Source organism: Amycolatopsis sp. Poz14 (genome assembly GCF_006704225.1).
Taxonomy (GTDB): Bacteria; Actinomycetota; Actinomycetes; order Mycobacteriales; family Pseudonocardiaceae; genus Amycolatopsis; species Amycolatopsis nivea.
Genome location: NZ_JACLHD010000001.1, coordinates 4470304 through 4496207, shown reverse-complemented (window position 1 = coordinate 4496207; position 25904 = coordinate 4470304). Strand labels below are relative to the sequence as shown.

The following is a 25904-nucleotide window of genomic DNA, read 5'->3' as shown; positions in this document are numbered from 1 at the left end:
CCCTTCCGCTCGATGTTATTGATGGATAACATCGAGACATCGATAGTTCCAGTTCAGCTCGCTCCGATGGTTATTATTCAGTAACTCCGGGCGAGATTCAGGGAGGTTCGCCATGCTGGATACCGCGGACAGCGTGCGCGCGGCCGTGTTCGCGCTCGAGGAAGGCCGGATGGTCGTGGTCGTCGACGATCACGACCGGGAGAACGAGGGCGACCTCGTGCTCGCGGCCGACAGTGTCACTGCCGAGCAGATGGCCTTCCTCGTCGCGCACACCACCGGAATCGTGTGCGCGCCGATGACCGGGGAACGCGCCGACGCGCTCGCGCTCCCGCCGATGGTGGCGGAGAACAGGGACGCGCACGGCACCGCGTTCACCGTCTCCGTGGATCACACGGACGCCGGGACCGGAGTGTCCGCGACGGCTCGTACGCTCACCTGCCGCGCGCTGGCCGATCCGGCCACGACGCCCAATAACCTTCGCCGTCCGGGCCACATCTTTCCTTTGCGGGCACGAGACGGCGGTGTGCTCGTCCGGGCCGGGCACACCGAAGCCGCCGTCGATCTGCTTCAGCTGGCTGGCCGGGCACCGGTCGGTGTCATCAGCGAACTGATCGGCCCGGACGGCGAAATGCTGCGCGACGAGGCCGTGCGCGAGTTCGCCGCGGAACACGATCTGCCGGTCGTCGCGATCGCCGATCTGATCCGGTATCGCCGCCGGACCGAGCGGCTCGTCGAACCGGTCGCGACTGCCGCGATGCCGACTGCCTTCGGCGATTTCCGCGCGGTCGCGTACCGGTCCGAAGTGGACGGAGCCGAACACCTCGCCCTCGTCATGGGCGACGTCGCCGCGGCCGGCCACTCCGAGCGAGGCGTGCTGGTGCGGGTGCACAGCGAATGTCTGACCGGCGACATCCTGGGCTCGTTGCGCTGCGACTGCGGCACCCAGCTCGAACAAGCGATGCGCGCGGTGGCCGACGAGGGTTGCGGGGTGATCGTTTACCTGCGCGGCCACGAGGGGCGCGGGATCGGGCTGGCGCACAAGATCCACGCTTACGCCCTGCAGGAATCGGGTCTCGACACGGTCGACGCCAATGTCGCGCAGGGTCTTCCCGTGGATTCCCGCTCCTATGATTCCGGAGCGCAGATCCTCGACCATCTCGACGTCCGGAGAGTGCGATTGATCACCAACAACCCGGAGAAATACCGCGGACTCGGCGAATACGGGCTGCGGATCGTGGAGCAGGTCTCGCTGCGCGCGGTCGAAACTCCGCAGAACCTCCGTTACCTCCGCACGAAACGCGACCGGATGGGCCACCGCTTCGGCGCGTTGACCGATCCAGTGCCGGAGCAGAAAACTTCCTGACGCTTGTTACCCGGCGGGCGGCCGGTTCTCCCCCGCGGCCGGCCGCGCATTGTCTCCGGCGACCAGCCACAGTGGACTCCTGTTATGGTCTGCGGTGACCACGTCCCGTTTCCAGGAGGAGCCGCCGCGATGGCACAGAAAGTCCTCGTCGAGATGATCGACGACCTCGACGGGTCCGAAGCCGGGCAGACCGTCCCCTTCGGACTCGACGGCGTCCAGTACGAAATCGACCTGTCCGACGAAAACGCCGCCGCCCTGCGCGACGAACTCTCGACGTTCATCGCCGCCGCCCGCCGCACCGGCGGCCGCAAGACGACCGTGCGCGCCACGGCCGCGCCGACCGCCGAGGAACGCGAACGCTCCAAGGCGATCCGCACGTGGGCGCTGGACAACAACTGGGCCATCGCCGAACGCGGCCGCATCCCGCGCGAGGTGATCGCCGCCTACGAGGAAAGCCAGAAGCCGGAGCCGAAACCCCGCAAGCGCACCGCGAAAAAGCGCGCCGGGAAATAAGGGCTCGGGCTCGGCGGGTTCCGGATTGATCATTTCGGGAAAGGCCGGACGAGGCGTTCGCTCCCCCGCCGGAGTTCCGGCGCCCGGAACCCAGTCCTCCGCGCACGAAGAAAACACGCGCCCGGCCGCAGGCTAATGCCTCCGGCCGGGCGCTGTTTTCCGGGCGGGAACGAATGAGGGTTTTTCGGCTCCGGCGAGAGTTCAGGTTCCGGCACCCGGCCGGTTCGGCGGCCGTGTCCCAGATTCCGGCGCCCGGCTCAGTCGGCAGCCGCGCGCCAGGTTCCGGGGCCCGGCCAAGTCGGCAGCCGCGCGCCAGGTTCCGGCCCCCGGCCAGGTGGACGGTCGTGCCCGGCTCACTGCCCAGATCAATGCGCGGGCCACGATTGAGTGGATGGCGGGCAGCGCGCGGACCTCGTTGAGCGGATGGCGCCTCGGTTGAGCGGATCGCGGGCAGCGCAGGCCGCGGCTGGGCGGATGGGGTAGCGCACAGGCCGCGGCTGCGCGGATGAGGTAGTGCGCAGGCCGCGGTCGAGTGGATGGCGGGTAGCTCCCCAATGTGGCATTGGGTGCGTCAGATGCACCCAATGTGGCGTTCGGTGCGTGGGATGCACCCAATGCCGCATTGGGGCGCATTGCTGGCGGCGGGACGTTTCGCGGACAGCACGGCCGCCCCCGTCACCGGCAACGGCCCCATCCCATCTCTTGCCCCGTCACATCACCTCACCGGTCCGCAGTGCCGGTAACGGCACCGCCCCCATCACCGGCCCTGGGCCTCGGCAACGGTCGCAGCGCGGTCGAGACTCCAAAGCCACCGCGCCGCGTTCGTCCGCACTCCGCAAAGCGGCCTTCTCGAACCGCCGTCGACGGGGACCTCTCCTCGGCTCGTCGGACCGCCGCGTCCGGCTCCTCGCCTGCCGAAATCTCACCGTGAGCAGCGGAAGGCCGCTACAGTTGCCCGAGAACACCGTTACAGGGGGCAACCATGGAGTTTCAGGAAGTAGTGCGGCGCAGGCGGATGGTGCGCAAGTTCACCGACGAGCCCGTGGCCGAGGAGAGCATCCGCCGGATCATGCGCAACGCGCTGCGCGGGCCGTCCGCCGGGTTCTCGCAGGGGCAGGCGTTTCTGGTGCTCCAGGGCGACGACGTACGGCGGTTCGCCGACACCCTCGAGTCCTGGACGCTGGGCGACGACACCAAGGCCGCGCCGGTGATCGTGATCCCGTTCTCGGTGAAGGACGTCTACCTCGACCGCTACGCCCAGCCGGACAAGGGCTGGACCGACCGCAGCGAGGACCACTGGCCGGTGCCGTTCTGGTACATCGACACCGGCATGGCCGTCCTGCTGATCCTGCAGACCGTGGTCGACGAGGGGCTCGGCGCGGTGTATTTCGGCATCGGCGCCGAGGATTTCGGCAACCTGCGTGCCGAGTTCGGCATCCCCGACACCCACGAACCGATCGGCGCGATCGCCATCGGCCATGACGCCGACGCCAAGATCTCCGCCGGCGCATCCCCGGCTACCCGCCGCCGGAAGCCGGAGACCGAGACTGTCCACTACGGACAATGGTGAGCCTCCTCGCGAGGGGAAGCCGGAGACCCTGAGCGTCCGCTTTGGATGCCGCCAGGCCGGGCTCGCGCCGTCGTCGAGGTTCAGGAACCCCTCGGCGGCGGCCAGCGGGGCCTGAGTTGATCTTTTCAGCACGGGAGAACAGGTCCGCTCGCCGCGCAGAGAGCACGGCTTGAGGCGGCCGCGGGGTCTTCACCTGCCCAGGCAAGGGCACCGCCGCGTCGCCTGGATGTCAGGGCGGGCACACCCGGACAACACGAAAATGTTTCGGGAGCGCCGGAAAGCCGTGAGAAGCGACATAATTCCCGTCACCAGTCCGACGTTTCGCTTCACCTCGATCACTGGGCGCGAAAAGACCGCACCTGGCCGTTTTCATCCGGGAAAGCCCCGGTGCGAGCTTCCGGCGGAACGGGCCGCCCAGAGGCGCGCCCGCGGAAAACCGCACCGGAGCAACATCGTTCCGGCCGAACAGCGCAACCGCACCGGCCGTCTGCCGCACGGTTCACCTTGTTGGCATAAACCCGGGGAACAAGACCGCAATTCCCTCGAAAGTGCCACCAATCCCGCGAAGCAGCACTTGCATATTCCAGACCGACGCGGAATGTCACCGAATTCGAGGACCAAGGAACCTTGACGGCCGCCCGGCACGATCACGACGAGCCGGGACATCGCCTCCGGACAGCGACTTCGCGCCACTCTTCGTGCCACGGATTTCACCCCAGCGGAGCAGCTCGGCGTGCGCCGACCGGGCAATCCGGGCCCCGGAAGAAGGGAAATCCTGGTAACATCGCCCGTGCGGAGGATCGGTTTGCGGTAAACGCACGACGACGATCAGACTTCACCGGAACCCTTCGCCGGATCGTCCCGGATCCGTCGACAGCTGCCACTGGCTGTTGAAAAACAAAGGGTATTCACGGCATAAGTCCTCTTTGCCAGATAAATGGCCGTTCGCGTGGTCTAGACCTCAATATCCAGCCGTGCCGTATTTGTCAGCCGCGACACGCATCGAACAGGTCACGAAATTGTCAACACCGACGTCCGTAGGTTACGTCGGCGTTACATCCACCGATCATTAGGAATATGGATCTCACCGAGTACCCGACCGCCCGCCCCGGTCCGGCACCCGACACCGAGGAAGCATTCGCCCAGGTGATGGCCGACGTCACCGGGCAGGAAAACGTGTCGGTCGACAGCAACTTCTTCGCCGATCTCGGGGTCAACTCGCTCGTGCTGGCACAGTTCTGCGCGCGAGTGCGCAAGCGTGCCGATCTTCCCGCGGTCTCCATCAAGGACATTTACCGGAACCCGACCATCGCCAGTCTCGTCTCCGCTTTGTCCGAAACGGAGGAGGTCCCCGCCGAGGCGCCGGCCCCGGCCCCCGCGGCGCCGGCGAAGCGGGCGAGCGGGCTCGAATACTTCGGCTGCGGAATCCTGCAGCTGGCGGTCTTCCTGGCGTATTCCTGGCTCGTCGCCCAGGTGCTCGGCGCGGGCGCCGACTGGATCGTGGCCGGGACCGGCCTGCTCGACGAGTACCTGCGCGCGGTCGGGTTCGGCGCGATGGTGCTGGCCGTTCTGTGCACCCTTCCGATCGCGCTCAAATGGATCCTCGTCGGCCGCTGGAAACCGAGGGAGATCCGCGTGTGGACCCTCGGCTACGTGCGGTTCTGGGTGGTCAAGACCCTCGTGCAGCGGAACCCGCTGGTCCCGCTGTTCGTCGGCTCCCCGCTCTATTCGCTGTACCTGCGCGCGCTCGGCGCGAAAATCGGCAGGGGCGTCACGATTTTCTCGCGATTCGTCCCGGTGTGCACCGATCTGCTCACCGTCGGGGAAGGCGCGGTGGTCTGCAAGGACACCTACTTCACCACCTACCGCGCGCAGAACGGGCTCATCCGGACCGGGCCGGTCACGATCGGCGCGCACGCGTACGTCGGCGAGATGGCCGTGCTCGACATCGAGACCAGGATCGGCGACAACGCCCAGCTCGGGCACGCCTCCTCGCTGCACGCCGGGCAGGCGGTTCCGGAAGGGCAGAGCTGGCACGGCGTCCCCGCCGTCCCCGCCGACGTGGTCTACCGACGCGTCGAACCGCGAGCCTGCGGCAGCGTCCGGCGGGCGTTCTTCGCCGTGCGCCAGACGCTGACCGCGGTCCTCCTCCTGGCTCCGCTGGTGCTCGGCCTGCTCAGCTTCCTGGTGAACACGCTGCCGAACCTCAGCCCGGCGATGGGCCTCGGCTCGGCCGTCATGGACTTCACCTCCCCGAAGTTCTACGGGAAAGCCCTCGTCGTCTCCTTCGTCCTGTACTTCGGCCTGCGGCTCACCGGGTTCCTCATCGTCACCCTGGTGCCGCGCCTGCTGAACCTGGCGCTCAAACCCGGCGAGGTCTACCGCCTCTACACGTTCCGCTACACCGCGCACCGCGCCATCCGCGTGCTCACGAACCTGCGGTTCTTCAAGACCCTGCTCGGCGACAGCTCGGCCATCGTGCATTTCCTGCGCGCGCTGGGCTGCCAGGTCTCCAAGAAAGAACAGACCGGGTCCAATTTCGGGCTCGAGGAGAAGTTCGAGAACCCGTACCTGTTCGAGGCCGGCGCGGGCACGATGGTCGCCGACGGGCTCTCGGTGGTCAACGCCGAGTACACCAGCACCTCCTTCCGCCTTTCACGGGTGCGCGTCGGGGCGCGGAACTTCCTCGGCAACCACGTCGTCTACCCCGCCGGCGCCAAAACCGGGGACAACTGCCTGCTCGCCACCAAGGTCCTGGTGCCGCTCGACGGCCCGGTGCGCGAGGGCGTCGGGCTGCTCGGCTCCCCCAGCTTCGAGATCCCGCGCTCGGTGGAGCGCGACAGCCAGTTCGACCACCCGAAGACCCCGGAGGAATTCCGGCGCAGGCTGGCCGCCAAGAACCGGCACAACGCCGGGGGCATGCTGCTGTACGCCTTGTCCCACTGGCTGTTCTTCTACGGGCTGCTGCTGATGACCTGGGCCACGGACGTCTACTACGACCGGATCGGCGCCCCGCTGTTCGCGCTCGACACGCTGGCCATCCTGGTGTACGGCACGGTTTTCTTCGTCGCCCTCGAACGGATCACCGTGCTGATCCGGCCGCTGCGCCCGCTGAGCTGCTCGATCTACGACCGGCGGTTCTGGCGGCAGGAACGGTTCTGGAAAGCCGCGGCGACGAACGCCCACCTGCGCGTGCTCGACGGGACCCCGTTCAAGGGCGTGCTGTGGCGGCTGCTCGGCATCAAGGTCGGCAAGCGGCTGTTCGACGACGGCGCGGGCATCATCGAGAAAACGCTGGTGCGCCTGGGAGACGACGTCACGCTGAACGTCGGCTCCGTCGTCCAGTGCCATTCGCAGGAGGACGGCGGTTTCAAGATGGACCGCATCTCCATCGGCAGCGGGTGCACGGTCGGCGTCGGCGCACTGGTGCATTACGGCGTGACGATGGGCGACGGGTCGACGCTCGCCCCCGATTCCTTCCTCATGAAGGGCACTGAGGTCCCGGATCGCGCGCACTGGGGCGGGAACCCCGCGCACGAGATCCGGGCGGACCGCCGTCAGCCGGCGGCGAGATCGTGACGGACCACCGACAATCACGGGAAGGACGACCCATGAGAACCGGACTGGGAGCGGTTCGCGAGCATTGGCGCGAAGTACTCACCGCCGGCGGCCGCACCGGCGTCCCGCGCTGGACGCTGGAGGCCGGCTCCGCGATCGGCGACCACGAAACGCCGGTCCCCCGGGGGCTCGCGGCCGCGCTGCGGCTGCTGGCCGAGCAGCTGCGGGTGCCGCTGAGCTCGGTGCTGCTCGCCGCGCACGCCAAGGTCCTCGCCGCGCTGTCGGGCGAGACCGAGGTGTGCACCGGCTACGTCGCCGAGCCGGGCGGGGCGCCGCTGCCCTGCCGGCTCAGCACCGGATCCGGCACCTGGCGCGAGCTGATCGAGCACACCGCGGGAATCGACGCGCAGACTTTCGCCTTCCGGGACTTCCCGGTCGACGAGCTGCGCGCCGAACTCGGCATCAGCGCGCCGCCGTTCGAGACGGTCTTCGACCCGACCGGCACCGACGGCGACCTCGCCGGGGACACCGTGCTGCGGCTGGACGTTTCACCGGACCTGGAGATGCTGCGATTGTGTTTCCGCACCGAGGTGCTGGATTCCGAAGCCGCCGAACGCATCCTCGGCTACCACCTGAGCGCGCTCACCCAGATCCGCACCGATGTCACCGCGTCGCATCGCGAAACGACCCTGCTGTCGGCCGCGGAGCTCAAACTGCAGTTGGAAGGCCTCGCCGGGCCGCACGTCGAAGTGCCGGACCTGCGTTGCCACGAACTGTTCCAGCGCAATGTCGCGCGGAATCCGGACGCGATCGCGGCGGTGCACGGCGACCGGAAGTGGACGTACCGGGAGCTCAACGGGCGCGCGAACCGCCTGGCGCGGGCGCTGATCGCGCGCGGGCTGCGCCGCGAAGGCGTCGTCGCGGTCGTGACCGAACGCAACCTGGACTGGATGGCCGCCGTGCTCGCCGTGTTCAAGGCGGGCGGCGTCTACCTGCCAATCGAGCCGCATTTCCCGACCGACCGCATCGCGACCACGCTGCGCCGGGCCGACTGCGAGCTGGTGCTGACCGAACCGGGCAGCACGACGACGCTGCGCAAGGCGGTCGAATCGCTGCCCGGCGTGCGCACCTTGTTCGTGGACGCCGCGTACGAGGAGAACCACTCCGAAGACGACCTCGGCGTCGCCGTCGAATCCGGCCAGCTCGCCTACATCTACTTCACCTCGGGCTCCACCGGCGAGCCGAAAGGCGCGATGTGCGAGCACGCCGGGATGGTCAACCATCTCTACGCCAAGATCAACGACCTCGGCATCACCGCGGAATCGGTGGTGGCGCAGGTCGCGCCGCAGTGCTTCGACATCTCGTTGTGGCAGCTGGTTTCCGCGCTGCTGGTCGGCGGGACCACGCTGCTGATCGAACAGGACGTGATCCTGGACGCCGACCGGTTCGTGGGCAAACTCGGCAGCGGCGGGGTTTCGGTGCTGCAGGTCGTGCCCTCCTACCTCGAGGTCGTGCTGTCCGCGGTGGACAAGAACCCGGTCGCGCTGCCGGACCTGCGCTGCGTGTCGGTGACCGGCGAGGCGCTCAAAACCGAGCTGGCGCAACGCTGGTTCGCCACGATGCCGGACGTCAAGCTGGTCAACGCCTACGGCCTCACCGAAACCTCGGACGACACCAACCACGAGGTGATGGACCGCGCGCCGACCCGGGAGCGGGTGCCGCTCGGGCCGCCGGTGCAGAACGTGCGCGTGTACGTCGTCGACGAGCGGCTCGACCCGGTCCCGCTCGGCGCGCCCGGCGAAATCGTGTTCTCCGGGGTGTGCGTGGGCCGCGGTTACGTCAACGACCCGGAACGCACCGCGCGGGCGTTCACCGCCGACCCGCACCGCCCGGACGCCCGGCTCTACCGCAGCGGCGACCACGGCCGCTGGCTGCCCGAGGGCAAGCTGGAATTCCTCGGCAGGCGCGATGCGCAGGTCAAGATCCGCGGTTTCCGCATCGAGATCGGCGAAATCGAGAACACGCTGCTGCAGGTGCCCGGCGTGCGCGACGGCGCGGTGGTCGTGGCCGACCGCGGCGGGCAGGGCAAGCGGCTGGTCGCGTTCTACTCCAGTCCGGACCAGCTCGACCACGAGCTGATGCGCGAGCACCTCGGCACCGCGCTGCCGGAGTACATGCTGCCCGCGGCGTTCCACTGGCGCGAGCAGTTGCCGTTGACCGCCAACGGGAAGATCGACAAGAAGAACCTCGCCGCGCTGGCCGCCGAGCTCGACGTCGCGGACGAAGACCGCGACCAGCCGGTCACCGGCACCGAAGAGCGGCTCGCCGCGGCCTGGGCGGACGTGCTCGGCATCCGGGCCGGCCAGGTCGGCCGCCGGGACCATTTCTTCGACCGCGGCGGCACGTCGCTGTCCGCGGTGAAGCTGGCGATCGCGCTCGACCGCGCGGTCTCGATCAAGGACGTCGCCAAGCACCCCGTGCTCGCCGACCTGGCCGCGCTGATCGACAGCCGGTCCCCCGCTTCCGGAAACTCCTGACCCACGCGAACCGCGGAAATCGAAAGGATTCCCCGATGTCGTTGTCCCAATTCCTGCCGAAGACGTCCCCGCCCGAGCCGGATTTCTCTCCCGGGCTGCCCGCGGTGCTGCGGGCCGAGGCGGGCGGCGACCCGGCCGGCTGGGCGAGCACGCACCGGGAGACCGTGCGAAGACTCGTCGCCGAACACGGCGCGGTGCTCGTCCGCGGTCTCGGGCTGGCCGAACGGACCGCGGTCGCGGCCGTGTTCGGGCGGCTGACCGACCTGCTGACGACCGAGCGCGAGGCCTTCGCGCCCCGCACGACCTATCCCGGCGGGGTGCACTCCTCGACCGAATGGCCGCCGAACCAGCCGATGTGCATGCACCACGAACTCAGCTACACCCTGGAATTCCCGGGACTGCTGCTGTTCGCCTGCGTCAGCCCGCCGTCGTCGGGCGGGGTCACCGGGGTCAGCGATTCCACCGCCGTGCTGGCCTCGCTGCCCGCCGACCTGCGCGCGCGGTTCGAACGCGACGGCTGGCTGCTCACCCGCAGCTTCAACGACGAGATCGGGGCGTCGGTCGCCGAGGCGTTCGGCACCGAGGACCGCTCCGCGATCGAGGAGTACTGCCGCGCCAACCGGATCGAGTTCGAGTGGCAGCCCGACGGCGGCCTGCGCACCCGGCAGCGCCGCGACGCGATCGTCGGGCATCCGGTCACCGGCAGGCCCTGCTGGTTCAACCAGATCGCCTTCCTCAACGAGTGGACGATGGCCCCCGAGGTGCACGAGTACCTGGTCGACATCTACGGGGCCGACGGCCTGCCGTTCAACACGCGCTTCGGCAACGGCGACCCGATCGGCGAGGACGTCGTGCAGCTGCTCAACGAGGTGTACGAGGAACACACCGTGCGCGAACCGTGGCAGGCAGGCGATCTGCTGCTGGTCGACAACGTCCGCATCGCGCACAGCCGGGACGCCTACGAGGGCCCGCGCGAGGTGCTTGTCGGGCTGGCCGATCCGGTGCGGCTTTCCGATTGCTCGCTCGCGTCTGAGGGGAAAAATCAGTGACCACGCAATCCTTCACCGCCGGATCCGCTTCGGCGGACCCGGTCGCCGTGCCGCCGTTCGCGGTGATTTCCGGCGCCCAGGTCCAGCAGGCGCTGGCCGGGCGCGAACGCGAGGTCGTCGACCTCGTGGAGACCGCGTACCGGGTGCACGGCTCCGGCGATTCGGTCAACCCGCCGTCCTATTTCCTGCGCTTCCCCGACCGTCCGGCCGACCGGATCATCGCCCTGCCCGCCTCGCTCGGCGGGAAGACCAATGTCGCGGGCCTGAAGTGGATCTCCAGTTTCCCGGGCAACGTCGCCGCCGGGATCCCGCGGGCGTCGGCGGTGCTGATCCTGAACGACCTCGCGACCGGTTATCCGTTCGCCTGCCTGGAAAGCTCCATCATCAGCGCGACCAGGACCGCTGCGTCCGCCGCGCTCGCCGCCGACTGGCTCAGCCGGACCCGGCAGCGGCCCCGGCGCGTCGGATTCTTCGGCGTCGGCCTGATCGCCCGCTACATCCACACCTTCCTCGCCGGGACCGGCTGGGAATTCGACGAAATCAACGTGCACGACCTGCACCCGGACAGCGCCGCCGGATTCCGCGGCTACCTCGAGCAGTCCGGCTTCACCGGCGAGATCAGCGTGCACGAAACCGCCGAGGGCCTGATCCGCGACAGCGAGCTGGTGGTCTTCGCGACCATCGCCGGCGAACCGCACGTGCACGATCCTTCGTGGTTCTCGCACAATCCGCTGGTCTTGCACGTGTCCCTGCGCGACCTGGCCCCGGAAATCCTGCTGGCGTCGGCGAACCTCGTCGACGACGTCGACCACTGCCTCAAAGCCAACACGTCGCCGCATCTGGTGGAGCAGCGCACCGGCAGCCGGGACTTCCTGCTCGGCACCCTCGACGACGTGCTCTCGGGCCGGGTCAGCCCGCCCGCCGACCGGCCGCTGATCTTCTCCCCGTTCGGGCTCGGCGTCCTCGACCTCGCGGTCGGGGCCTTCGTCCACGAGAGAGTGTCCGACGCCGGCGGACTGCACGTCATCGAGGACTTTTTCCACGAACTGCGCCGGTATGGCTGAGCGCCGTCCGCCACTGAGCTGTGCCTGAAGGGGAGAAAACTGTGCGTGTCATCACCGTTCCCGAAGCTTTCAACGAGGAGGCGCTGTACGTCGACCTCCGCTGGAGCTTCGGCTACTCGCTCTACCTCAAATGCGAGGGGTTCAACTTCGCCGGTTCCATCAAGCTGAAGGCCGCGACCGAAATGGTCGACGCGGCCGAACGCGACGGCCTGCTGCGGCCGGGCTCGATCATCGTCGAGTCGTCGTCGGGCAACCTCGGCGTCGCGCTGAGCATGATCGCGGCCAGCCGGGGGTACAAGTTCCTGTGCGTCACCGATTCCCGCTGCAACCTGGCGACGCGCCGCGCGATCGAGGCGCTCGGCAACGAGGTGCACATCATCACCGAACCTGATCCGGAAAGCGGTTTCCTCGGGGCGCGCATCGGCCACGTGCGGATGCTGTGCGCCTCCGACGAGCGCTATGTGTGGCTCAACCAGTACACCAATCCGGACAACTGGGGAGCGCATTTCCACCGCACCGGGCCGGAAATCGCCGCAGCGTTCCCGAATCTCGACGTGCTGTTCGTCGGCGCGGGCACCACGGGCACCCTGATGGGCTGCGCGCGGTTCTTCCGGCAATGGCACCGGCCGGTGCGGATCGTCGCGATCGACAGCGTCGGCTCGGTGACCTTCGGCGGCCCGGCGGGCAGGCGGATGCTGCCCGGGCTGGGCACCAGCGTGCGCCCGGCGATCCTCGACGAGTCCTATGTGGACGACGTGGTGCTGGTCGAGGAACCGGATTCGGTCCGGGCGTGCCACCGGCTGGCGCGCAACGGATTCCTGTTCGGCGGCTCGACCGGGACAGTGGTCAGCGGGGCCACCAGCTGGCTGTCCGAACACGACGCGCACCACCTGACCGCGGTGGCCGTCGCCCCCGACCTCGGCGAGCGCTACCTCGACACGATCTACCAGACCAACTGGCTGCAGGGCATCTACGGAGAGGACGTGCTTTCGCCGCGGCCCCGGCAGTCCGTCTGAGCCGCGCGGGGCGGCGCACCGGCATCCCCCGGCGCGCCGCACCCCGGCGGGATCAGACCTTCTTCTGCCATTCGTCCCAGCTGAAGCGCCAGTCGGTCCAGCCGTCGCCCGGTTTGAGGTCCACGCCGGTGTCGGTCACCACCACGACGTCCCCGCGATGGGAGTTCTCGTAGAACCACTTCGCGTTGTCGACGCTGACGTTGAGGCAGCCGTGCGAGGTGTTGGTGCGCCCCTGCTGCCGGACCGACCACGGCGCGGAATGCAGGAACTGTCCCGAGTTGGTGAGCCGCAGCGCGTACTTGACCGTGGTGCGGTAGCCGCCCGGCGAGTCGGTGGGCACGCCGTACGTGCTGGAGTCCATGGTGTACGGCGACTGCACGGTCATGATCAGCATCGTGCCGGAAACGCTGCGCGCGGACGGCTTGCCGAGGCTGACCGGGGACGTCAGGACGAGCTGGCCGTCCTTGTACGTCCGCATCTGCTTTTCCTTGTCCGACACCTTCGAGATGATCGCCGGGCCGGTCTTGAAGCTGATCTTGCGGTCGGCCTTGCCGAACACGCCGTTGCCGAGCGCGCGGCCGGCGATCTTGATGTCGAGGGTGACCGTGGAGTACGCGGGCCAGTATTCCTTGGTGCGGTAGTGCACCTCGTCGTCGCCGAACCAGCGCCACGCCCCGGTGGCGGGCTTGTCGGAGGTGACGGTGAGCATCTTCTCGGCGGCGGCCTTGTCCGCGACCGGCGCGGAGAACTTGATCGTGATCGGCATGCCGACGCCGGTGGTCTCGCCGTCGAGCGGGATCACCGACGGATACGCCTGCGCCTTGGCGGTCGCGGTGGTGAAGGTGCTCGTGCGGGTCACCGGGTTGCCGTCCGCGCCGACGGAGCGCGCGGTGAGCGTGTACTTCGTGCGGTAGTCCAGGGGCTTGCTGCTGGTCCAGCGCTGCTTCGCGGCGTCCATCTCGCCGGGCACCGGAGCGCCGTCCGCCGCCGCGAGGGTGACCTCGCTGAGCGTGGACCCGCCGGCCACCGCGGTGACGGGTTCGCCGGGCGCGACGTCGTTCGAGCCGTCCTTGGGACCGAGGTCGAGGGTCGCGGGCACCGCCGGCGCGGCGCTGGTCTTCTGGTCGTTGCCCGCGGCGGGACCGGGAGCCGGTGCGGACGTGCACGCCGCCGTCAGCGCCAGCCCGGCGAGGATCCCCGCGATGATCTGCGTTTTCCGCCCCAGCACCTGACCAGCCCCCATTCGCGATTACTACCGGACATAGTAGTCATACCGGTCAGGCGCGGAGCAGGGCGGGAGCCGCTGCCCGGCGGTGGTGTCCGGACAGGGAGACCCAGGTCACGAATGCTGCCGCAGCCCGCGCCGCAGCGCCTCCCGCTCGCGCTCGGACGCCGACCGCGCGAAATGCAGCAGCACGCCCTCGGGATCGCCCGCGTCGGCGAGCAGGTTCCGCATCGCGCGGGCGGCTGCTTCCTCTCGCGACGACACCGGCGTGTAGCAGTAGGCGCGGCTGCGTTTCTCGCGTTCCACCCAGCCCTTGCTGTGCAGATGGTCGAGCACGGTGAGCACCGTCGTGTAGGCGAGGTCCCGGTTCAGCTCCTCCAGCACTTCGCGGACCGTGCGCGCGTCTCCCGCCCGCCACAGGACGTCCATAGCCGCCGATTCCAGCTCGCCCAGTCCCTGCACGCCCCGCATCCTAGGGCGCGCCGGTCCGGTGTCAGTACGCGGTGAGCCCGCCGTCGACGACCAGTTCGGTTCCAGTGACGAACGAGGATTCGTCACTGGCCAGGAAGAGCATCGCGTGCGCGACCTCGGCCGGGCTGCCCGCGCGGCGCATCGGCGTGCGGACAATGTCGGGCTGCTGGTCGCCCTGTTCGTCGAGCAGATCCTGGATCATCGGCGTCGCGATGACCCCCGGGTGCACCGAATTGACCCGGACGCCGCGCGTCGCGTACTCGACCGCGGCGGTCTTGGTCAGCAGCCGCACCGCCCCTTTGGACGCCTGGTACGCGGCGGCCGCGCCGCTGCCGACCAGGCCCAGCACCGAGGAAGTGTTGACCACCGATCCGTTGCCGGAGGCGCGCAGCAGCGGCATCGCGGTCTTCATCCCGAGCCAGGTGCCGGTCTGGTTGACCGCGATCACCCGGTCCCACGCGTCCGGGGCCGTCTCCTCGATGCCCGGCCAGTCCACGATCCCCGCGACGTTGACGAGCACGTCGAGGCGGCCGAACCGCTGCCGGGTCCGTTCGACGGTTTCGCGCCAGTTTTCCGGCGAGGACACGTCCAGCCGGTCGGCCAGCACGTCGGTCTCCAGCCGTGCCGCGAGTTTCCGCACTGCTTCGCAGTCGACGTCGGTGACGACCAGGCTGGCTCCCTCCCGGGCGAACAGTTCCGCGGTGGCTTGGCCGATCCCGCCGGTCGCTCCGGTGAGCAGCACGACTTTTCCGTTGAGCCGCATAAGATATTTCCTTTCGTCGGAGGGATGTCAGGCCGCGGTGTAGCCGCCGTCGGCAGCGACGACCGCGCCGGTGACGAACGCGGACCGCGGCGAGGCCAGAAAGCCGATCACCTCAGCGATTTCTTCCGGCTGCGCGACCCGGCCGAGCGGATGTGCGGCGCCGAACGACCGCAGATACGCCCGGCTGTCGGCGCGGAAAGTGTCGAGCAGATCTGTTTCGATCACGCCGGGAGCGACCACGTTCGCGCGAATTCCGTGCGGAGCGCCTTCCAATGCGAGCACCTTTGTCAATTGCGCCAACGCTCCTTTCGACGCGCTGTACGCCGCCGCCTCGGCCAGCCCCACCGTGCTGGCGAACGAGCCGACCGTGACGATCGCTCCCCCGCCGTTGTCGCGCATTACCCGGAATGCCTCTCGCGCCTGCAAAAACGCTCCGCGGGCATTGACGGACATCACCTCGTCCCAGTCCGCCGCCGTCGTCTCAGTGACCGGCTTGTTCACCGAACGCCCCGCATTCGCGACCAGAATGTCGAGCCCGCCGAACTGTTCCACCGCCGTGAGCGCCGACCGCACCGCAACGTCCTCTTCGGACACATCGCCGACCAGCACCGCCACGCCGTCCTTATCGGCGAGCAGTTCCACTTCGGGCCGGATGTCTGTCGCCAGCACTCGTGCCCCGTGCGCACGCAGCCAAGCGACCGTCGCCGCGCCGACCCCGCGCGCGGCCCCCGTGACCAGGGCGACCTTGCCCGCCAGTTCGTTCGTCATGCCGCCCAGTCTCAGCGTCGGCGGACCTCGCTGGCAGGACGTGCCACACCCACCCAGCCGCCGCCTACCCTGGTTCGCATGGGCAGTACGGAACTGGGCGAATTCCTGCGAGCACGCCGCGCGCAACGCTCCCCGGAGGACGCCGACGTGCGCTATTCCGGCCGACGCAAGGTCGCGGGCCTGCGCCGCGAGGAAGTCGCCGTGCTCGCCGGGGTGAACGTCGACTACTACGCGCGTTTGGAACAGGGCCGGGAAACCCGCCCGTCACCGCAGGTGCTCGACGCCCTCAGCCGCGCACTGGACCTGGACCCCGACGCCCGCGAACACCTGTATCGCCTCGCCGGCACCACCCCGGCTGTCCTGCTCTCCCCGGCGCCCCAAACGGTAAGCCCGGAACTGCGGCAGCTCATGGACAGCTATCCGCACGCACCCGCGTTCGTGCTCAACCGCGTCCTGGACATTCTCGCGGCGAACACCCTCGCCGACGCCCTGTTCTCCCCCTTCACCGCGGCCGACAACCTGGCCCGCATGACCTTCCTCGACCCGGCGGGTCCGCAGTTCTTCGCCCGCTGGGAATGGACGGCCCAAGCGACCGTGGCAAACCTGCGCGCCGCGGCGGGAGACCCGGCCCTGCCGCGCTTGGTCGCGGAACTCAGCGAGGGCAGTTCGCGGTTCCGGACGCTGTGGGAAACCCATCAGGTGCGGGGGAAGACCCGAGAGCCCAAGCAACTCGTGCATCCGGCGGTCGGGCCGCTGACGCTGACCTACCAGGCATTCGACGTGCGCGGGGCGGCTGGGCAGCAGTTGATTGTCTATCAGGCTGAGCCGGGCAGTCCCAGTGCTGAGGCGCTGTCGTTGCTGCGGAGCGTTCCGATGCGGGTGCGTCCGGGCGCGGGCATGCCGTGAACGAGATCTAGTAGCCGCGCGTGGAGTTGGCGGCGAACCGGCGGGCGGCCCGGAGGCGCGGGGGCGCCTCGGCTGGTTCGCCTGGGATTGGTCGATCGGCCCGCAGTCGATGGCGTCGGCGGGACCCGCCACGACGCGTTCGCTACTTCTTCCTCGCGTGCGAAGGCATGCAGCACCGGCCGATTCGTGCTCCCGCAGAACACGCGCGACACCCGTGCGCTCGGAAGCCTCACCCTTGAGGCAAGGCGTGCAGCACCGACCAGCCCGTCCTCGCACAGGACACGCGCGATGCCACGCGCTCGAAACCACGGCCGTCCAGCCAAAGCATGCAGCGCCAACCGGCCCGTGCTCCCGCAGAACACGCGCGGTACCCGAGCACACTCTCGGCGCGCTCGAAAACTTCGCCCTCGAGGCAAGGCGTGCGGCGCGAACCGGCCTGTGTTCCCACGAAGCAGGCCCGTTCGCTCCGCACGCCGGCCGCCGGGGCGCGCGTCGGTGCCCGAGCGCACTTTCGCGCGCGTGCACCGGCGGCCTCCGGCCGGGGTCGTGCCGCCCGGGGGAAAGCGGCGCGAGCCCGGCCAGGGCCTCGGCGGGTTACTTCGTGACGATCTTCTGGCCGACCACGATCAGGTTGGCGTCCGGGATGTACTTCGCGTTCAGCTGCTGCAGGTGCTGCCAGCCGCCGTCGACGTTCAGGTTCTTCGCGATGCCGGACAGGGTGTCGCCCGCGGCCACGGTGTAGCTGCCGTCCGGGTTGGAGGACGGGGCGGCGTGCTTCGGCGCGGACTTGACCTTCGCCTCGGCCTTCACCTGGACCTTCGGCTTCGCGGCCACGGCCTCGACCTCGGCCGAGCCGCCGGAGGTGTCGCCGCCGAAGTCGGCGTAGCTCGCCGGGCCGGAGCCGCCGCGGCACTGCCACGGGGCCGAACCCTGCTTCGCGTAGATCCGGTCCGCGACGATCTGCTGCTGCGCGGGCGTGGCCTTGTCGGCCGTCGGGGCGAACTGGCCGCCGCCGTTCGCGAGCCAGGTCTTCGTGACGATCTGGAACAGGCCGGCGGGGCGGCCCGCGCGCTGGCCCGCGGCGGTGTTGTTGACCGCGGTCGGGTTGCCGCTGCTCTCGCACTTGACGATGCCGGCCTGCCCCGGGAAGGCGTTGGCCGTGCCCGCCCCGGCGAGGCCGATGCCGCCGAGGGTGGCGCCCGCGAGGGCCGCGGTCGCGCCGGTGCGCTGGAGGGTCGTTTTCGTCTTGCTGGGTTTGCTGTGCCGTCCCACGGTGGGTGGGCTCCTTCGCTGTCACACCGCATCGCCGTCCTCGTGCCTGAACCAGGCGCGAGCCGCGACGGCGCGCGGCGGCTTCGGGTCGCTGATCCTCGGGGTAGATCGCAGGTCACCGCAAAAGCGCGAGAAGATTACGAAACGGAAACGGCAGGTGTACAGAGTCAGTGGGATCGGCCACAGATCGCCTCGGCGCGTAGCAGTCAGGCGACAGTGCGTCATGCTCATGGCCACCTACTTAGTCAATAAATCACAGCTCAACAGCAAGGTTTTCTAGAGCATCCCTCAACATCAACAAGCAAATTTCTCTTCGCGAGCAACTTTCTAACTGTCTACATGGTTAGTGATCTGCCTGCATCGCGAACGTTACGGTCTAGATAAACACAGGTCGCGGATCTCGTTCACCCCGCGCTACGGCACCCGGGCCCGGCCCAGCGCGCCCCGCCGGACCAGGCCCGCTCCTCCGGACGCACCCGCGACCGGCACCCGCCGCCGCTGACGCGAGCCACTGGACCACCGGTCCAGACCACTGCCATGGTCTGGACCACTCTGCCCGCCGCCCGCCGAGCCCCGCTGCCGAAACCGCGGTCCGGCACCCTTCCCCGGCGGAAACAGCACCCGCAACCGGACCGGACGGCGAAAAGACCGTAAACGCCCCGGAAACCTCGACATTTCCCGCATCCGACATATCCCGGAATCCCGCCCGCAACCGTCCGGAAAGGCTTCCCACCATGCGGTCGTCCGGCTCCGATTCACAGGCCGGAAACGGGTCGTGAATATTCACGTTCCGTTTCGCGCCGTCGCGAACACCGTTGCGCATTCAGTCGTTCAGCCCAGTACGGCGAACTCCGCGAAATCGCCGCGTTCACTCTCCCGGCGCATTGCCTCGCCTCACTCCGGCCGTTTCTTTTCTTTCCGGAGCCGGACGCGGCTCGCCATCGTCCGGAGAGCCGGTGCACCGGAACCGGCTGCGCTACGCTGTGCCCCGCGGTATTCCAGTGAGGTCGACCGGGGAGGGCTGCGCCCAGCGCGGCCCTCCCCCGCCTCTGCTCGCGACAAACCGTTTTCCCCCGCCGCCGGCCGTTTTCCCGCGGTCCGCGAATCCCCGCGAAAAGGAGGAGGAGTGCATGACGGACGCGCGGCGCGGTGCCGGCGGAACACATCCCCGGGCCGGAACCGAAGCATTCCGCCCGGGACGGCGCGACGCAATACCGCGAGAACGACCGCTCCGTTTACCGGCGAAGCGGGTCCGGCGGCTCTCCCCGAGCATCGAGCGGGAACAGTTCGCCCCGAACGCCCTTTTCGCAGGGAAGACCGCCGCGCACCGGGGCGGGCTCCCGGCGGCCGCCTCCGGCCGCGCCACCACCATTGCCAGGGGAGAACAGCCCAGATGACCATCCTCGACCATCCCGCGCCGCTCACCGGTCCCGCCGTCCACTGCGATCTGCCCGGCCCGCGTTCGGCCGAGTACCTCGAGCGGCAGGACCGCCGGGAACCGAACGCCCGCGGCGGACCCCGGCGGCTGCCGATCGCGATCACCGAGGGCTCGGGAAGCTTCGTGCGCGACGCCGACGGCAACGTCTTCATCGACTTCCTCGCCGGAGCGGGCGTGCTCTCCCTCGGGCACAACCATCCCGAACTGGTCGCGGCCATGACCGCGCAGCTGAGCAAGCTGACCCACGCGCTCGACTTCGCGACCCCGGTCAAGGACGAATTCTCCGAGGCCCAGCTCGCGATGCTGCCCGAAGCGCTGCGCCCGCGAATGAAACTGCACTTCTGCGGACCCGCCGGGACCAACGCGGTCGAAGCCGCGCTGAAGCTGTGCAAAACCGCGACCGGACGCGGCGGCGTCGTGTCGTACCAGGGCCGGTTCCACGGCAGCGCGCACGCCGCGCTGGGCCTGATCGGGCAGCGGCCGGGCGCGCACCCCCTGTCCGGCACCCAGTACCCGCCGTACTCCTCCTGCCCCCGCTGCCCGGCCGGCCACGATCCGGACACGTGCGCCGCGACCTGCCCGGACCTGCTCGAACGCTCGCTGCACGACCCCGACGGCGGCCTCCCGCTGCCCGCGGCGGTGGTGCTGGAACTGGTGCAGGGCGAGGGCGGCGTGGTCCCGGCGCGGGCGGATTTCGTGCACCGGGTGCGCGAGCTGACCCGGGAGCTGGGCATCCCGCTGATCGTCGACGAACTGCAGACCGGCTGCGGCCGCACCGGGACCTGGTTCGCCTTCGAGCGCTACGGCATCGAACCCGACGTGATCGTCGCGTCCAAGGCGCTCAGCGGAATCGGCTCGCCGGTCTCGCTGATCATCTACGACGAGCGCCTCGACCACTGGGCTCCCCGCGCGCACGCGTTCCGCGGCAATCAGCTCGCCTTCGCCGCGGGCGCGCGGGCGATCGAGGTCGTCAACCGCGACAGCGTGCTGGACAACGTCGTCGAGCGCGGCTGCCAGTTCGAGGAGCTGCTCTCCCCGCTGGCCAGCCACCAGTGGGTGACGGACGTGCGCGGCGCCGGGCTGATGTGGGGCATCGAACTGGCCGATCCGCGCACCGGAGCGCCCGCGTCGGAACTCGCGCTGGCCGTGCAGAACCACGCGTTGCGCCGCGGGCTCATCGTCGAATTGGGCGGACGCGGCGACAGCGTGGTCCGGCTGCTGCCGCCGCTCAACGTCACCGCGGACGTCGTGCGCACGGCCGCCGGAATCCTGCTGGCCGCGCTCGATTCGGCTACCCGCGAGGCGCGCTGACCGACGGCCGCGCCATCGCCCGGGGTCTGGCGGTGGCGCGGTTCGCCGTCAGAAGGCAAACCACTGCGACGACACCAGCACCAGCCCCAGCGAGCACACCGCGACCACCACCAGCCCGAGCGCGGCCACCACCAGCGGCCGCAGTCCGCTGCGGGCCATTTGGCGGAGGTCGAAGTTCAGGCCGACCCCGGCGAAGCACAGCAGGAACGCCCACTTCGAGAGGTTCCCGAGACTGGCGACCTCCGCCTTGGTGAACACGTGCGCGGTCGCCAGCGCGGAGACCGCGACGAACCCCAGCACGAACTTCGGGAAGGTGCGCCACACGAAGCCCGCGCGGCCCTTGAGCCCGCCGCCGACCGCCTTGCCGCCGCGCGTGGACCAGTACGCCGCGTAGCCGAGGACGACCAGTCCGATCAACGCGTTCCGCGTGCTTTTCACCGCGACGGCGACGTCCTGCGCGTGCGGGGAGTACGCCGCGCCGGTCGCGGTCGTCTCGGCGGTGTTGTCCACCGCGAGTCCCGCCCAGAGGCCGAATTCGGTGTCGGTCAGGTTCAGCGCGTGCCCGATCGCCGGGAAGGCGAACAACGCGACCGCGCCCAGCGCGAGGATCGCCGCGATGGCGTAGCCGGAGTCCTCGTCGTCGGCGTCGATGGAGCCGCGGCCGGCGATGATGGCCGACACGCCGCAGATCGAGGTGCCGATCGCCAGCAGCGACGACAGCTTCCCGCCGAGCCCGAAAGCCTTGCCCACCAGCAGGATCACCGTGGTCGCCACGGCCATGTCGATCAGGATGAGCCCCAGGCTGAACCCGCCGAGCTTGGCGAGGTCGCCGAGCACGAACCGGGCGCCGAGCAGGACGATGCCGGTCTTCAGCCAGAACTCGTAGGTCCCGACCCCGGGGCGGAGCAGCGCCGGGATGCCGATCGTGTTGCGGATGACCAGTCCGAGGACGATCGCCCACAGCACGTATTCGATGTCCGGCAGCGCGGTCCCGGCTGCGTGGCCGAGGCTGCGGATCCCGTTCTGCGCCAGCGTGCCGACGATGCCGACCGCCGCGAGCAGCAGAAGTCCAGGCAGATATCTCACGACCGCCGGTACCGCTCGGCGGCCCTCCAGCGCGGCGGTCATGTGACGAGGAACGGGATCGCCGGCAGCACGCCGAACGCGGCCAACGCCACCAGTACGGCCGCGACCAGCACCGCAGCCCAGTCGGCGCTGATCAGCGCAGCGCCTCTCGGTTTCGGATCTGAGCTCATGACCGCAGGACTGTAGGCGGACCGGCCGCGCCGGTCCTCGCCGTCCACCAGCTGGACGCTCCATTGTGGACACCGTGGTACAAGACCGCCCGCATCAGCGGTGCCGCCCTGGATATTCACTGGACAACGCTTCCGGCGGCGCGCAAGATCAAGAGACGTGACCGACCTCGCCGCCTTGCCGCTCGCCGATGCCCAGCTGTCCGAAGCCCAATCCTCCGACGCCGCCGAACTTCTTGTGCTGCAACGATGCTGCTGGGTCCCGCAGGCGATCGTCAACGACACCCTCGACGTCCCCGCCTTGCACGAGGACCTGGACACCGTGCGCGGCTGGGTCGAGACCACTCGCGTGTGGACTGTCCGGATCGGCGGGCGGCTCGTCGCTGCCGTGCGCGCTCATCTCGAGGAGGACCGCTGGGAGATCGGCCGTTTGATGGTGGCCCCTGACCTCGCCGGACAGGGCGTCGGCCGGTGGCTGCTGAGCTATGCCGAGCAGCAGGCTCCGCCGGAGGCGACCAGTCTGGTGCTGTACACCGGCTCCGGCAGCGAGCGGAACCTGACGATGTACCGGCGCGCCGGGTACCGAGTGGCCGAACCGCCCGCGAACACGCTCGGGAAGCACATCCGCGGGGCGGTTTACCTCACCAAGAGCGTCTAGCGCTTTCCCTTGGCACACCGCCGTTCGCCGCGGAATTCGGAGGCGGTGCCCGGTTCGCCTCGTCACAAGGTGGTGCCAGCGTCACCAGGACAACCGCCGCCTAGCTCCCCGTCTCCGGCCGCCGCACCCTGGCAGCAGGGCCGCACCCCGGCGGCCGGACTGGAGCAACCCCTGTGAAAGCACTGCGCGTCACCGCGTTCGGCACCGAAGCCACACTCGCCGAGCTTCCCGAGCCGATTCCCGGACCGAGCCAGGTCGTCGTCGATGTCGTGGCAGCGGCGGCGAACCCGCTCGACCTCAAAATCGCCTCCGGAGTCATGACCGACTTCTTCCCGGTCGCCCTCCCCTATGTCCTGGGCACCGACTTCTCCGGGAGGATCGCGACGCCCGGCGCCGGCTGGCAGGTCGGCGACCCGGTGATCGGCCGCCTCGACCCGGTCGCCGGCGGCGCGTTCGCCGAGCAGGTCGTGCTCGACGCGGCGCACTTGGTCCCGGCACCGTCGCACCTCACCTTGGAAGCCGCGGCAGGCCTCCCGACCGCGGCCGCGACCGCGTGGCAGGCATTGGTCGAGGTCGCGGACGTCCACTCCGGACAGACAGTTCTCGTGCACGCCGCGGCCGGGGGCGTGGGCAGCTTCGCGGTCCAGATCGCGCGACGGCTCGGCGCCCGGGTGGTCGCGACCGCGTCCGGTTCGGGCGTCGCCATCGCGGAGAAACTCGGTGCCGACAAGGTGCTCGACTACCGGAAGACCGACTTCGCCCGCGAGCTCCGCGGAGTCGACGTCGTGCTCGACACCGTCGGCGGCGAAGTCGGGACCCGGTCGCGGCGAGTCCTGAAACCCGGCGGACTTCTCGTGACCACTCCCGCCCCGGCGGACGGCGCCGCGTTCGTGTTCCACACCTCGGACGCGGCCCGGCTGGCGAAGGTGGCGGACCTGGGCCTCGAAGTGCTCGTCGACCGCACCTGCCCGCTGGCAGACGGCGCCCGGGCGCTCGCCAGCCTCGCCGAGGGCCACGCGCGGGGCAAGGTCCTGCTCAGCGTCGCCTGAGTGGTGCTGACGACGCCTGGCTGCGCCGATCGCGCGAAGGCATAGTGCGGACTTCTCGTGACCACCCCCGCCCCAGCGGACGGCGCCGCGTTCGTGTTCCACGCCTCGGACGCAGCCCGGCTGGCAAAGGTCGCCGACCTGGGCCTCGAAGTGCTCGTCGACCGCACCTGCCCGCTGGCGGACTGCGCGCGGGCGCTCGCCAGCCTCGCCGAGGGCCACGCGCGGGGCAAGGTCCTGCTCAGCGTCGCCTGAGTGGTGCTGACGACGCCTGGCTGCGCAGATCGCGCGAAGGCATAGTGGCGGCATGGACTTGCGCGAACTAGGCGGGTACCTCAAGTCGCGGCGCGACCGGATCAGCCCGGCGGACGTCGGCCTCTCCGCCGGGCCGCGCCGCCGGGTGGCCGGGCTGCGCCGCGACGAGGTCGCCGCACTGGCGCGTGCCTCGACGGACTACTACGTGCAGCTGGAGCAGGGTCGCGGCACCCAGCCGTCCGAGCAGATGCTCGCCGCGCTGGCCAGGGCGCTGCGGCTGACCAGCGACGAGCGCGACCATCTCTACCACTTGGCGGGCCGTCCGCTGCCGCCCGCGTCAAGCGGGAACGCGCACGTCCACCCGGCCCTGCTCAACCTCCTCGAACAGCTCACCGCGACGCCGGCGCAGGTCATGACCGACCTCAGCGTCCCGCTCGTGCAGAACCGGCTCGCCGAGGCGCTGCTCGGCGCCCCGGCTCCCGGCGACGGCATCCGGGCCAGCTTCGTCTACCAGTGGTTCACCGACCCTGCCGCGCGGCAGCGATACCACCCGGACGAACACGAGCACCAATCGCGCGTCTTCGTCGCCGACCTGCGCGCCGCGCTCGCCAAACGCGGCCGCGACGCCCTGGCCGACGAACTCCTCGCGACGCTCCTCGCCCGCAGCGAGGAATTCGCGCACCTCTGGGAGCAGCGCGAGGTCGCCGTCCGGCGCACCGACCGCAAACGGATCCTGCACCCGGCCCTCGGCGTGCTCGAACTCGACTGCATGAACCTGCTCAGCGAGGACGGCAGCCAGCGCCTCCTCTGGTTCACCGCGCCACCCGGCCGCGACGACCTGGAACTGCTGGCTGCCGTCGGCACCCAAGACCTCGCCCCGCGTCAGTCCGCTATGGACGGACGGCCAGGATGAGCTTCCCCAGCGCCTTCCGGTTTTCGATGGCCTCCAACGCCTGCTGGACGTCCGCCAGCGGATAGCTCCCGCCCAGCGGCGGCACGATCGCGCCCTCGGCCAGCTTCGGCAGCAGCTCCGCCCACTGCCCCTGCAGGTACCCCGGCCGCGGCAGCGCGTACGCGCCCCAGCCGACGCCCACGACGTCCAAGTTGTTGAGCAGCAACCGGTTCACCTTCACCTCGGGGATGGACCCGCCGGTGAATCCGATGACCAGCATCCGCCCGTCCGCGGCGAGGCAGCGCAGCGAATCGGTGAACCGGTCGCCGCCGACGACGTCCGCGATCACGTCGACGCCCCGGCCGCCGGTCGCCGCTTTCACCGCGTCCTTGAAGCCGTCCGCCAGCACGTACTCGTCCGCCCCGGCCGCGACCGCCGTCTCGCCCTTCTCCGGCGTCGACACCACGCCGAGCACCTTGCCCGCACCGAACGCCTTCGCGACCTGGATGACCGCCGTCCCGACCCCGCCGGCCGCGCCGTGCACCAGCACGGTCTCCCCAGCCGCCATCCGGCCTCGGCGGCACAGCGCGAAATGCGCGGTCAGGTAGTTGAACGGGATCGCCGCCGCCTGGTCGAAGCCCAGGTCGTCCGGGATCGGGAACACCGCGTCGGCCGCGCACGCGACCCGCTCGGCGAACCCGCCCAGGAACGGCAGCGCCGCGACCCGGTCCCCGGCCTTGACCGCCGCGCCTTCCGGAGCCTCCGCCACGACCCCGGCGACCTCCGCGCCCGGGATGAACGGCAGCTCCGGCTTCACCTGGTAGAGCCCGCGCGTCTGCAGCAGATCCGGGAACGACACCCCGGCCGCGTGGACGTCGATCAGCACCTGGTCGTCAGCGCGCGAAGGCGCGTCGGCTTCGACTACCGAAACGGTCGACGGGCCTTCGAGATCCTTGATGTGTACGGCTTTCATGCG

The 25904-nt window shown here is 69.7% G+C and carries 22 protein-coding genes; 14 read left to right on the top strand and 8 right to left on the bottom strand.

All coding sequences use genetic code 11. The features are described 5' to 3' along the window. Positions 1-112: 112 nt before the first annotated feature. The 8 genes from FKO37_RS21425 (at position 113) to sbnA (ending at position 12670) form a co-directional block, all read left to right on the top strand. Positions 113-1363, top strand: a complete 1251-nt coding sequence (locus tag FKO37_RS21425) for a bifunctional 3,4-dihydroxy-2-butanone-4-phosphate synthase/GTP cyclohydrolase II (protein WP_238605561.1) — start codon at positions 113-115, stop codon at positions 1361-1363. A gap of 129 nt (positions 1364-1492) precedes the next feature. Next, positions 1493-1876 (top strand): Lsr2 family protein, encoded by a 384-nt coding sequence (locus tag FKO37_RS21420; RefSeq protein ID WP_043839812.1) that lies wholly within the window; start codon positions 1493-1495, stop codon positions 1874-1876. 982 nt (positions 1877-2858) lie between these two features. Beyond that, entirely contained in the window at positions 2859-3446 is a 588-nt protein-coding gene (locus FKO37_RS21415; protein WP_134734541.1) for a nitroreductase family protein, read from the top strand. Between the two features lie 1077 nt (positions 3447-4523). Then, the gene (locus FKO37_RS21410; protein WP_238605560.1) at positions 4524-7025 is read left to right on the top strand and encodes a Pls/PosA family non-ribosomal peptide synthetase; all 2502 of its coding nucleotides are present in this window, start codon (positions 4524-4526) and stop codon (positions 7023-7025) included. A 32-nt stretch (positions 7026-7057) separates the two neighbouring features. Continuing rightward, entirely contained in the window at positions 7058-9541 is a 2484-nt protein-coding gene (locus FKO37_RS21405; RefSeq protein ID WP_238605559.1) for an amino acid adenylation domain-containing protein, read from the top strand. 35 nt (positions 9542-9576) lie between these two features. Then, on the top strand, positions 9577-10590 hold the full coding sequence (locus FKO37_RS21400) for a TauD/TfdA family dioxygenase (protein WP_051728773.1): 1014 nt from the start codon (positions 9577-9579) through the stop codon (positions 10588-10590). Next, a complete protein-coding gene (gene sbnB / locus FKO37_RS21395; RefSeq protein WP_238605558.1) occupies positions 10587-11654 on the top strand; it encodes a 2,3-diaminopropionate biosynthesis protein SbnB in 1068 nt (355 codons plus the stop codon). Before FKO37_RS21400 ends, sbnB begins: the two co-directional genes overlap by 4 nt. A gap of 41 nt (positions 11655-11695) precedes the next feature. Continuing rightward, positions 11696-12670, top strand: a complete 975-nt coding sequence (gene sbnA / locus FKO37_RS21390; protein WP_134667800.1) for a 2,3-diaminopropionate biosynthesis protein SbnA — start codon at positions 11696-11698, stop codon at positions 12668-12670. 52 nt (positions 12671-12722) lie between these two features. On the opposite strand, the gene FKO37_RS21385 is transcribed toward sbnA, so the two are convergent. The 4 genes from FKO37_RS21385 to FKO37_RS21370 form a co-directional block, all read right to left on the bottom strand. Continuing rightward, positions 12723-13913, bottom strand: coding sequence for an Ig-like domain-containing protein (locus FKO37_RS21385; RefSeq protein WP_134728703.1), 1191 nt, complete (start codon positions 13911-13913; stop codon positions 12723-12725). Between the two features lie 96 nt (positions 13914-14009). Further along, positions 14010-14357, bottom strand: coding sequence for a BlaI/MecI/CopY family transcriptional regulator (locus FKO37_RS21380; RefSeq protein WP_167754101.1), 348 nt, complete (start codon positions 14355-14357; stop codon positions 14010-14012). A 31-nt stretch (positions 14358-14388) separates the two neighbouring features. After that, entirely contained in the window at positions 14389-15129 is a 741-nt protein-coding gene (locus tag FKO37_RS21375) for an SDR family NAD(P)-dependent oxidoreductase (RefSeq protein ID WP_238605557.1), read from the bottom strand. Between the two features lie 27 nt (positions 15130-15156). Then, positions 15157-15897 (bottom strand): SDR family NAD(P)-dependent oxidoreductase, encoded by a 741-nt coding sequence (locus FKO37_RS21370; RefSeq protein ID WP_238605556.1) that lies wholly within the window; start codon positions 15895-15897, stop codon positions 15157-15159. A gap of 78 nt (positions 15898-15975) precedes the next feature. On the opposite strand from FKO37_RS21370, the gene FKO37_RS21365 reads away from it, so the two are divergent. Next, positions 15976-16803, top strand: a complete 828-nt coding sequence (locus FKO37_RS21365; protein ID WP_238605555.1) for a helix-turn-helix transcriptional regulator — start codon at positions 15976-15978, stop codon at positions 16801-16803. A 594-nt stretch (positions 16804-17397) separates the two neighbouring features. Here the strand turns inward: FKO37_RS21365 and FKO37_RS47205 are convergent. Further along, on the bottom strand, positions 17398-18075 hold the full coding sequence (locus FKO37_RS47205) for a transglycosylase family protein (protein WP_238605554.1): 678 nt from the start codon (positions 18073-18075) through the stop codon (positions 17398-17400). A gap of 1393 nt (positions 18076-19468) precedes the next feature. Between FKO37_RS47205 and FKO37_RS21355 the strand changes: the two genes are divergently transcribed. Next, positions 19469-20824, top strand: a complete 1356-nt coding sequence (locus tag FKO37_RS21355) for an aspartate aminotransferase family protein (RefSeq protein ID WP_134667794.1) — start codon at positions 19469-19471, stop codon at positions 20822-20824. Positions 20825-20872: 48 nt separating this feature from the next. On the opposite strand, the gene FKO37_RS21350 is transcribed toward FKO37_RS21355, so the two are convergent. Next, complete coding sequence (locus FKO37_RS21350) at positions 20873-21952, bottom strand: YeiH family protein (protein ID WP_238605553.1); 1080 nt, start codon at positions 21950-21952, stop codon at positions 20873-20875. Beyond that, positions 21949-22080 carry a hypothetical protein gene (locus FKO37_RS47200; protein ID WP_255807023.1) on the bottom strand — a complete coding sequence of 44 codons (132 nt, stop codon included), beginning with the start codon at positions 22078-22080 and terminating at the stop codon, positions 21949-21951. The genes FKO37_RS21350 and FKO37_RS47200 overlap by 4 nt, the downstream gene beginning before the upstream one ends. Positions 22081-22237: 157 nt before the next feature. Between FKO37_RS47200 and FKO37_RS21345 the strand changes: the two genes are divergently transcribed. The 4 genes from FKO37_RS21345 (at position 22238) to FKO37_RS21330 (ending at position 24949) form a co-directional block, all read left to right on the top strand. Beyond that, positions 22238-22735 (top strand): GNAT family N-acetyltransferase, encoded by a 498-nt coding sequence (locus FKO37_RS21345; protein WP_238605552.1) that lies wholly within the window; start codon positions 22238-22240, stop codon positions 22733-22735. A gap of 173 nt (positions 22736-22908) precedes the next feature. Further along, the gene (locus FKO37_RS21340) at positions 22909-23784 is read left to right on the top strand and encodes an NADP-dependent oxidoreductase (protein ID WP_238605551.1); all 876 of its coding nucleotides are present in this window, start codon (positions 22909-22911) and stop codon (positions 23782-23784) included. A 57-nt stretch (positions 23785-23841) separates the two neighbouring features. Beyond that, positions 23842-24036, top strand: a complete 195-nt coding sequence (locus FKO37_RS46940) for a zinc-binding dehydrogenase (protein ID WP_238605550.1) — start codon at positions 23842-23844, stop codon at positions 24034-24036. Between the two features lie 52 nt (positions 24037-24088). Then, positions 24089-24949, top strand: coding sequence for a helix-turn-helix domain-containing protein (locus FKO37_RS21330; RefSeq protein WP_037810653.1), 861 nt, complete (start codon positions 24089-24091; stop codon positions 24947-24949). Here the strand turns inward: FKO37_RS21330 and FKO37_RS21325 are convergent. After that, positions 24927-25901 (bottom strand): NADPH:quinone oxidoreductase family protein, encoded by a 975-nt coding sequence (locus tag FKO37_RS21325; protein ID WP_134728691.1) that lies wholly within the window; start codon positions 25899-25901, stop codon positions 24927-24929. The genes FKO37_RS21330 and FKO37_RS21325 overlap by 23 nt on opposite strands. Between the last annotated feature and the right edge of the window lie 3 nt (positions 25902-25904).

Excerpts from the sequence above, each read along its gene's own strand:
- FKO37_RS47200 (WP_255807023.1), bottom strand. The coding sequence starts at position 22,080 with ATGAGCTCAGATCCGAAACCGAGAGGCGCTGCGCTGATCAGCGCCGAC.
- FKO37_RS21370 (WP_238605556.1), bottom strand. The coding sequence starts at position 15,897 with ATGACGAACGAACTGGCGGGCAAGGTCGCCCTGGTCACGGGGGCCGCG.
- FKO37_RS21410 (WP_238605560.1), top strand. The coding sequence starts at position 4,524 with ATGGATCTCACCGAGTACCCGACCGCCCGCCCCGGTCCGGCACCCGAC.
- FKO37_RS21405 (WP_238605559.1), top strand. The coding sequence starts at position 7,058 with ATGAGAACCGGACTGGGAGCGGTTCGCGAGCATTGGCGCGAAGTACTC.
- FKO37_RS21375 (WP_238605557.1), bottom strand. The coding sequence starts at position 15,129 with ATGCGGCTCAACGGAAAAGTCGTGCTGCTCACCGGAGCGACCGGCGGG.
- FKO37_RS21325 (WP_134728691.1), bottom strand. The coding sequence starts at position 25,901 with ATGAAAGCCGTACACATCAAGGATCTCGAAGGCCCGTCGACCGTTTCG.
- FKO37_RS21400 (WP_051728773.1), top strand. The coding sequence starts at position 9,577 with ATGTCGTTGTCCCAATTCCTGCCGAAGACGTCCCCGCCCGAGCCGGAT.
- FKO37_RS21365 (WP_238605555.1), top strand. The coding sequence starts at position 15,976 with ATGGGCAGTACGGAACTGGGCGAATTCCTGCGAGCACGCCGCGCGCAA.
- FKO37_RS21350 (WP_238605553.1), bottom strand. The coding sequence starts at position 21,952 with ATGACCGCCGCGCTGGAGGGCCGCCGAGCGGTACCGGCGGTCGTGAGA.
- FKO37_RS21415 (WP_134734541.1), top strand. The coding sequence starts at position 2,859 with ATGGAGTTTCAGGAAGTAGTGCGGCGCAGGCGGATGGTGCGCAAGTTC.
- FKO37_RS21330 (WP_037810653.1), top strand. The coding sequence starts at position 24,089 with ATGGACTTGCGCGAACTAGGCGGGTACCTCAAGTCGCGGCGCGACCGG.
- FKO37_RS21355 (WP_134667794.1), top strand. The coding sequence starts at position 19,469 with ATGACCATCCTCGACCATCCCGCGCCGCTCACCGGTCCCGCCGTCCAC.
- FKO37_RS21420 (WP_043839812.1), top strand. The coding sequence starts at position 1,493 with ATGGCACAGAAAGTCCTCGTCGAGATGATCGACGACCTCGACGGGTCC.
- FKO37_RS21385 (WP_134728703.1), bottom strand. The coding sequence starts at position 13,913 with ATGGGGGCTGGTCAGGTGCTGGGGCGGAAAACGCAGATCATCGCGGGG.
- FKO37_RS21425 (WP_238605561.1), top strand. The coding sequence starts at position 113 with ATGCTGGATACCGCGGACAGCGTGCGCGCGGCCGTGTTCGCGCTCGAG.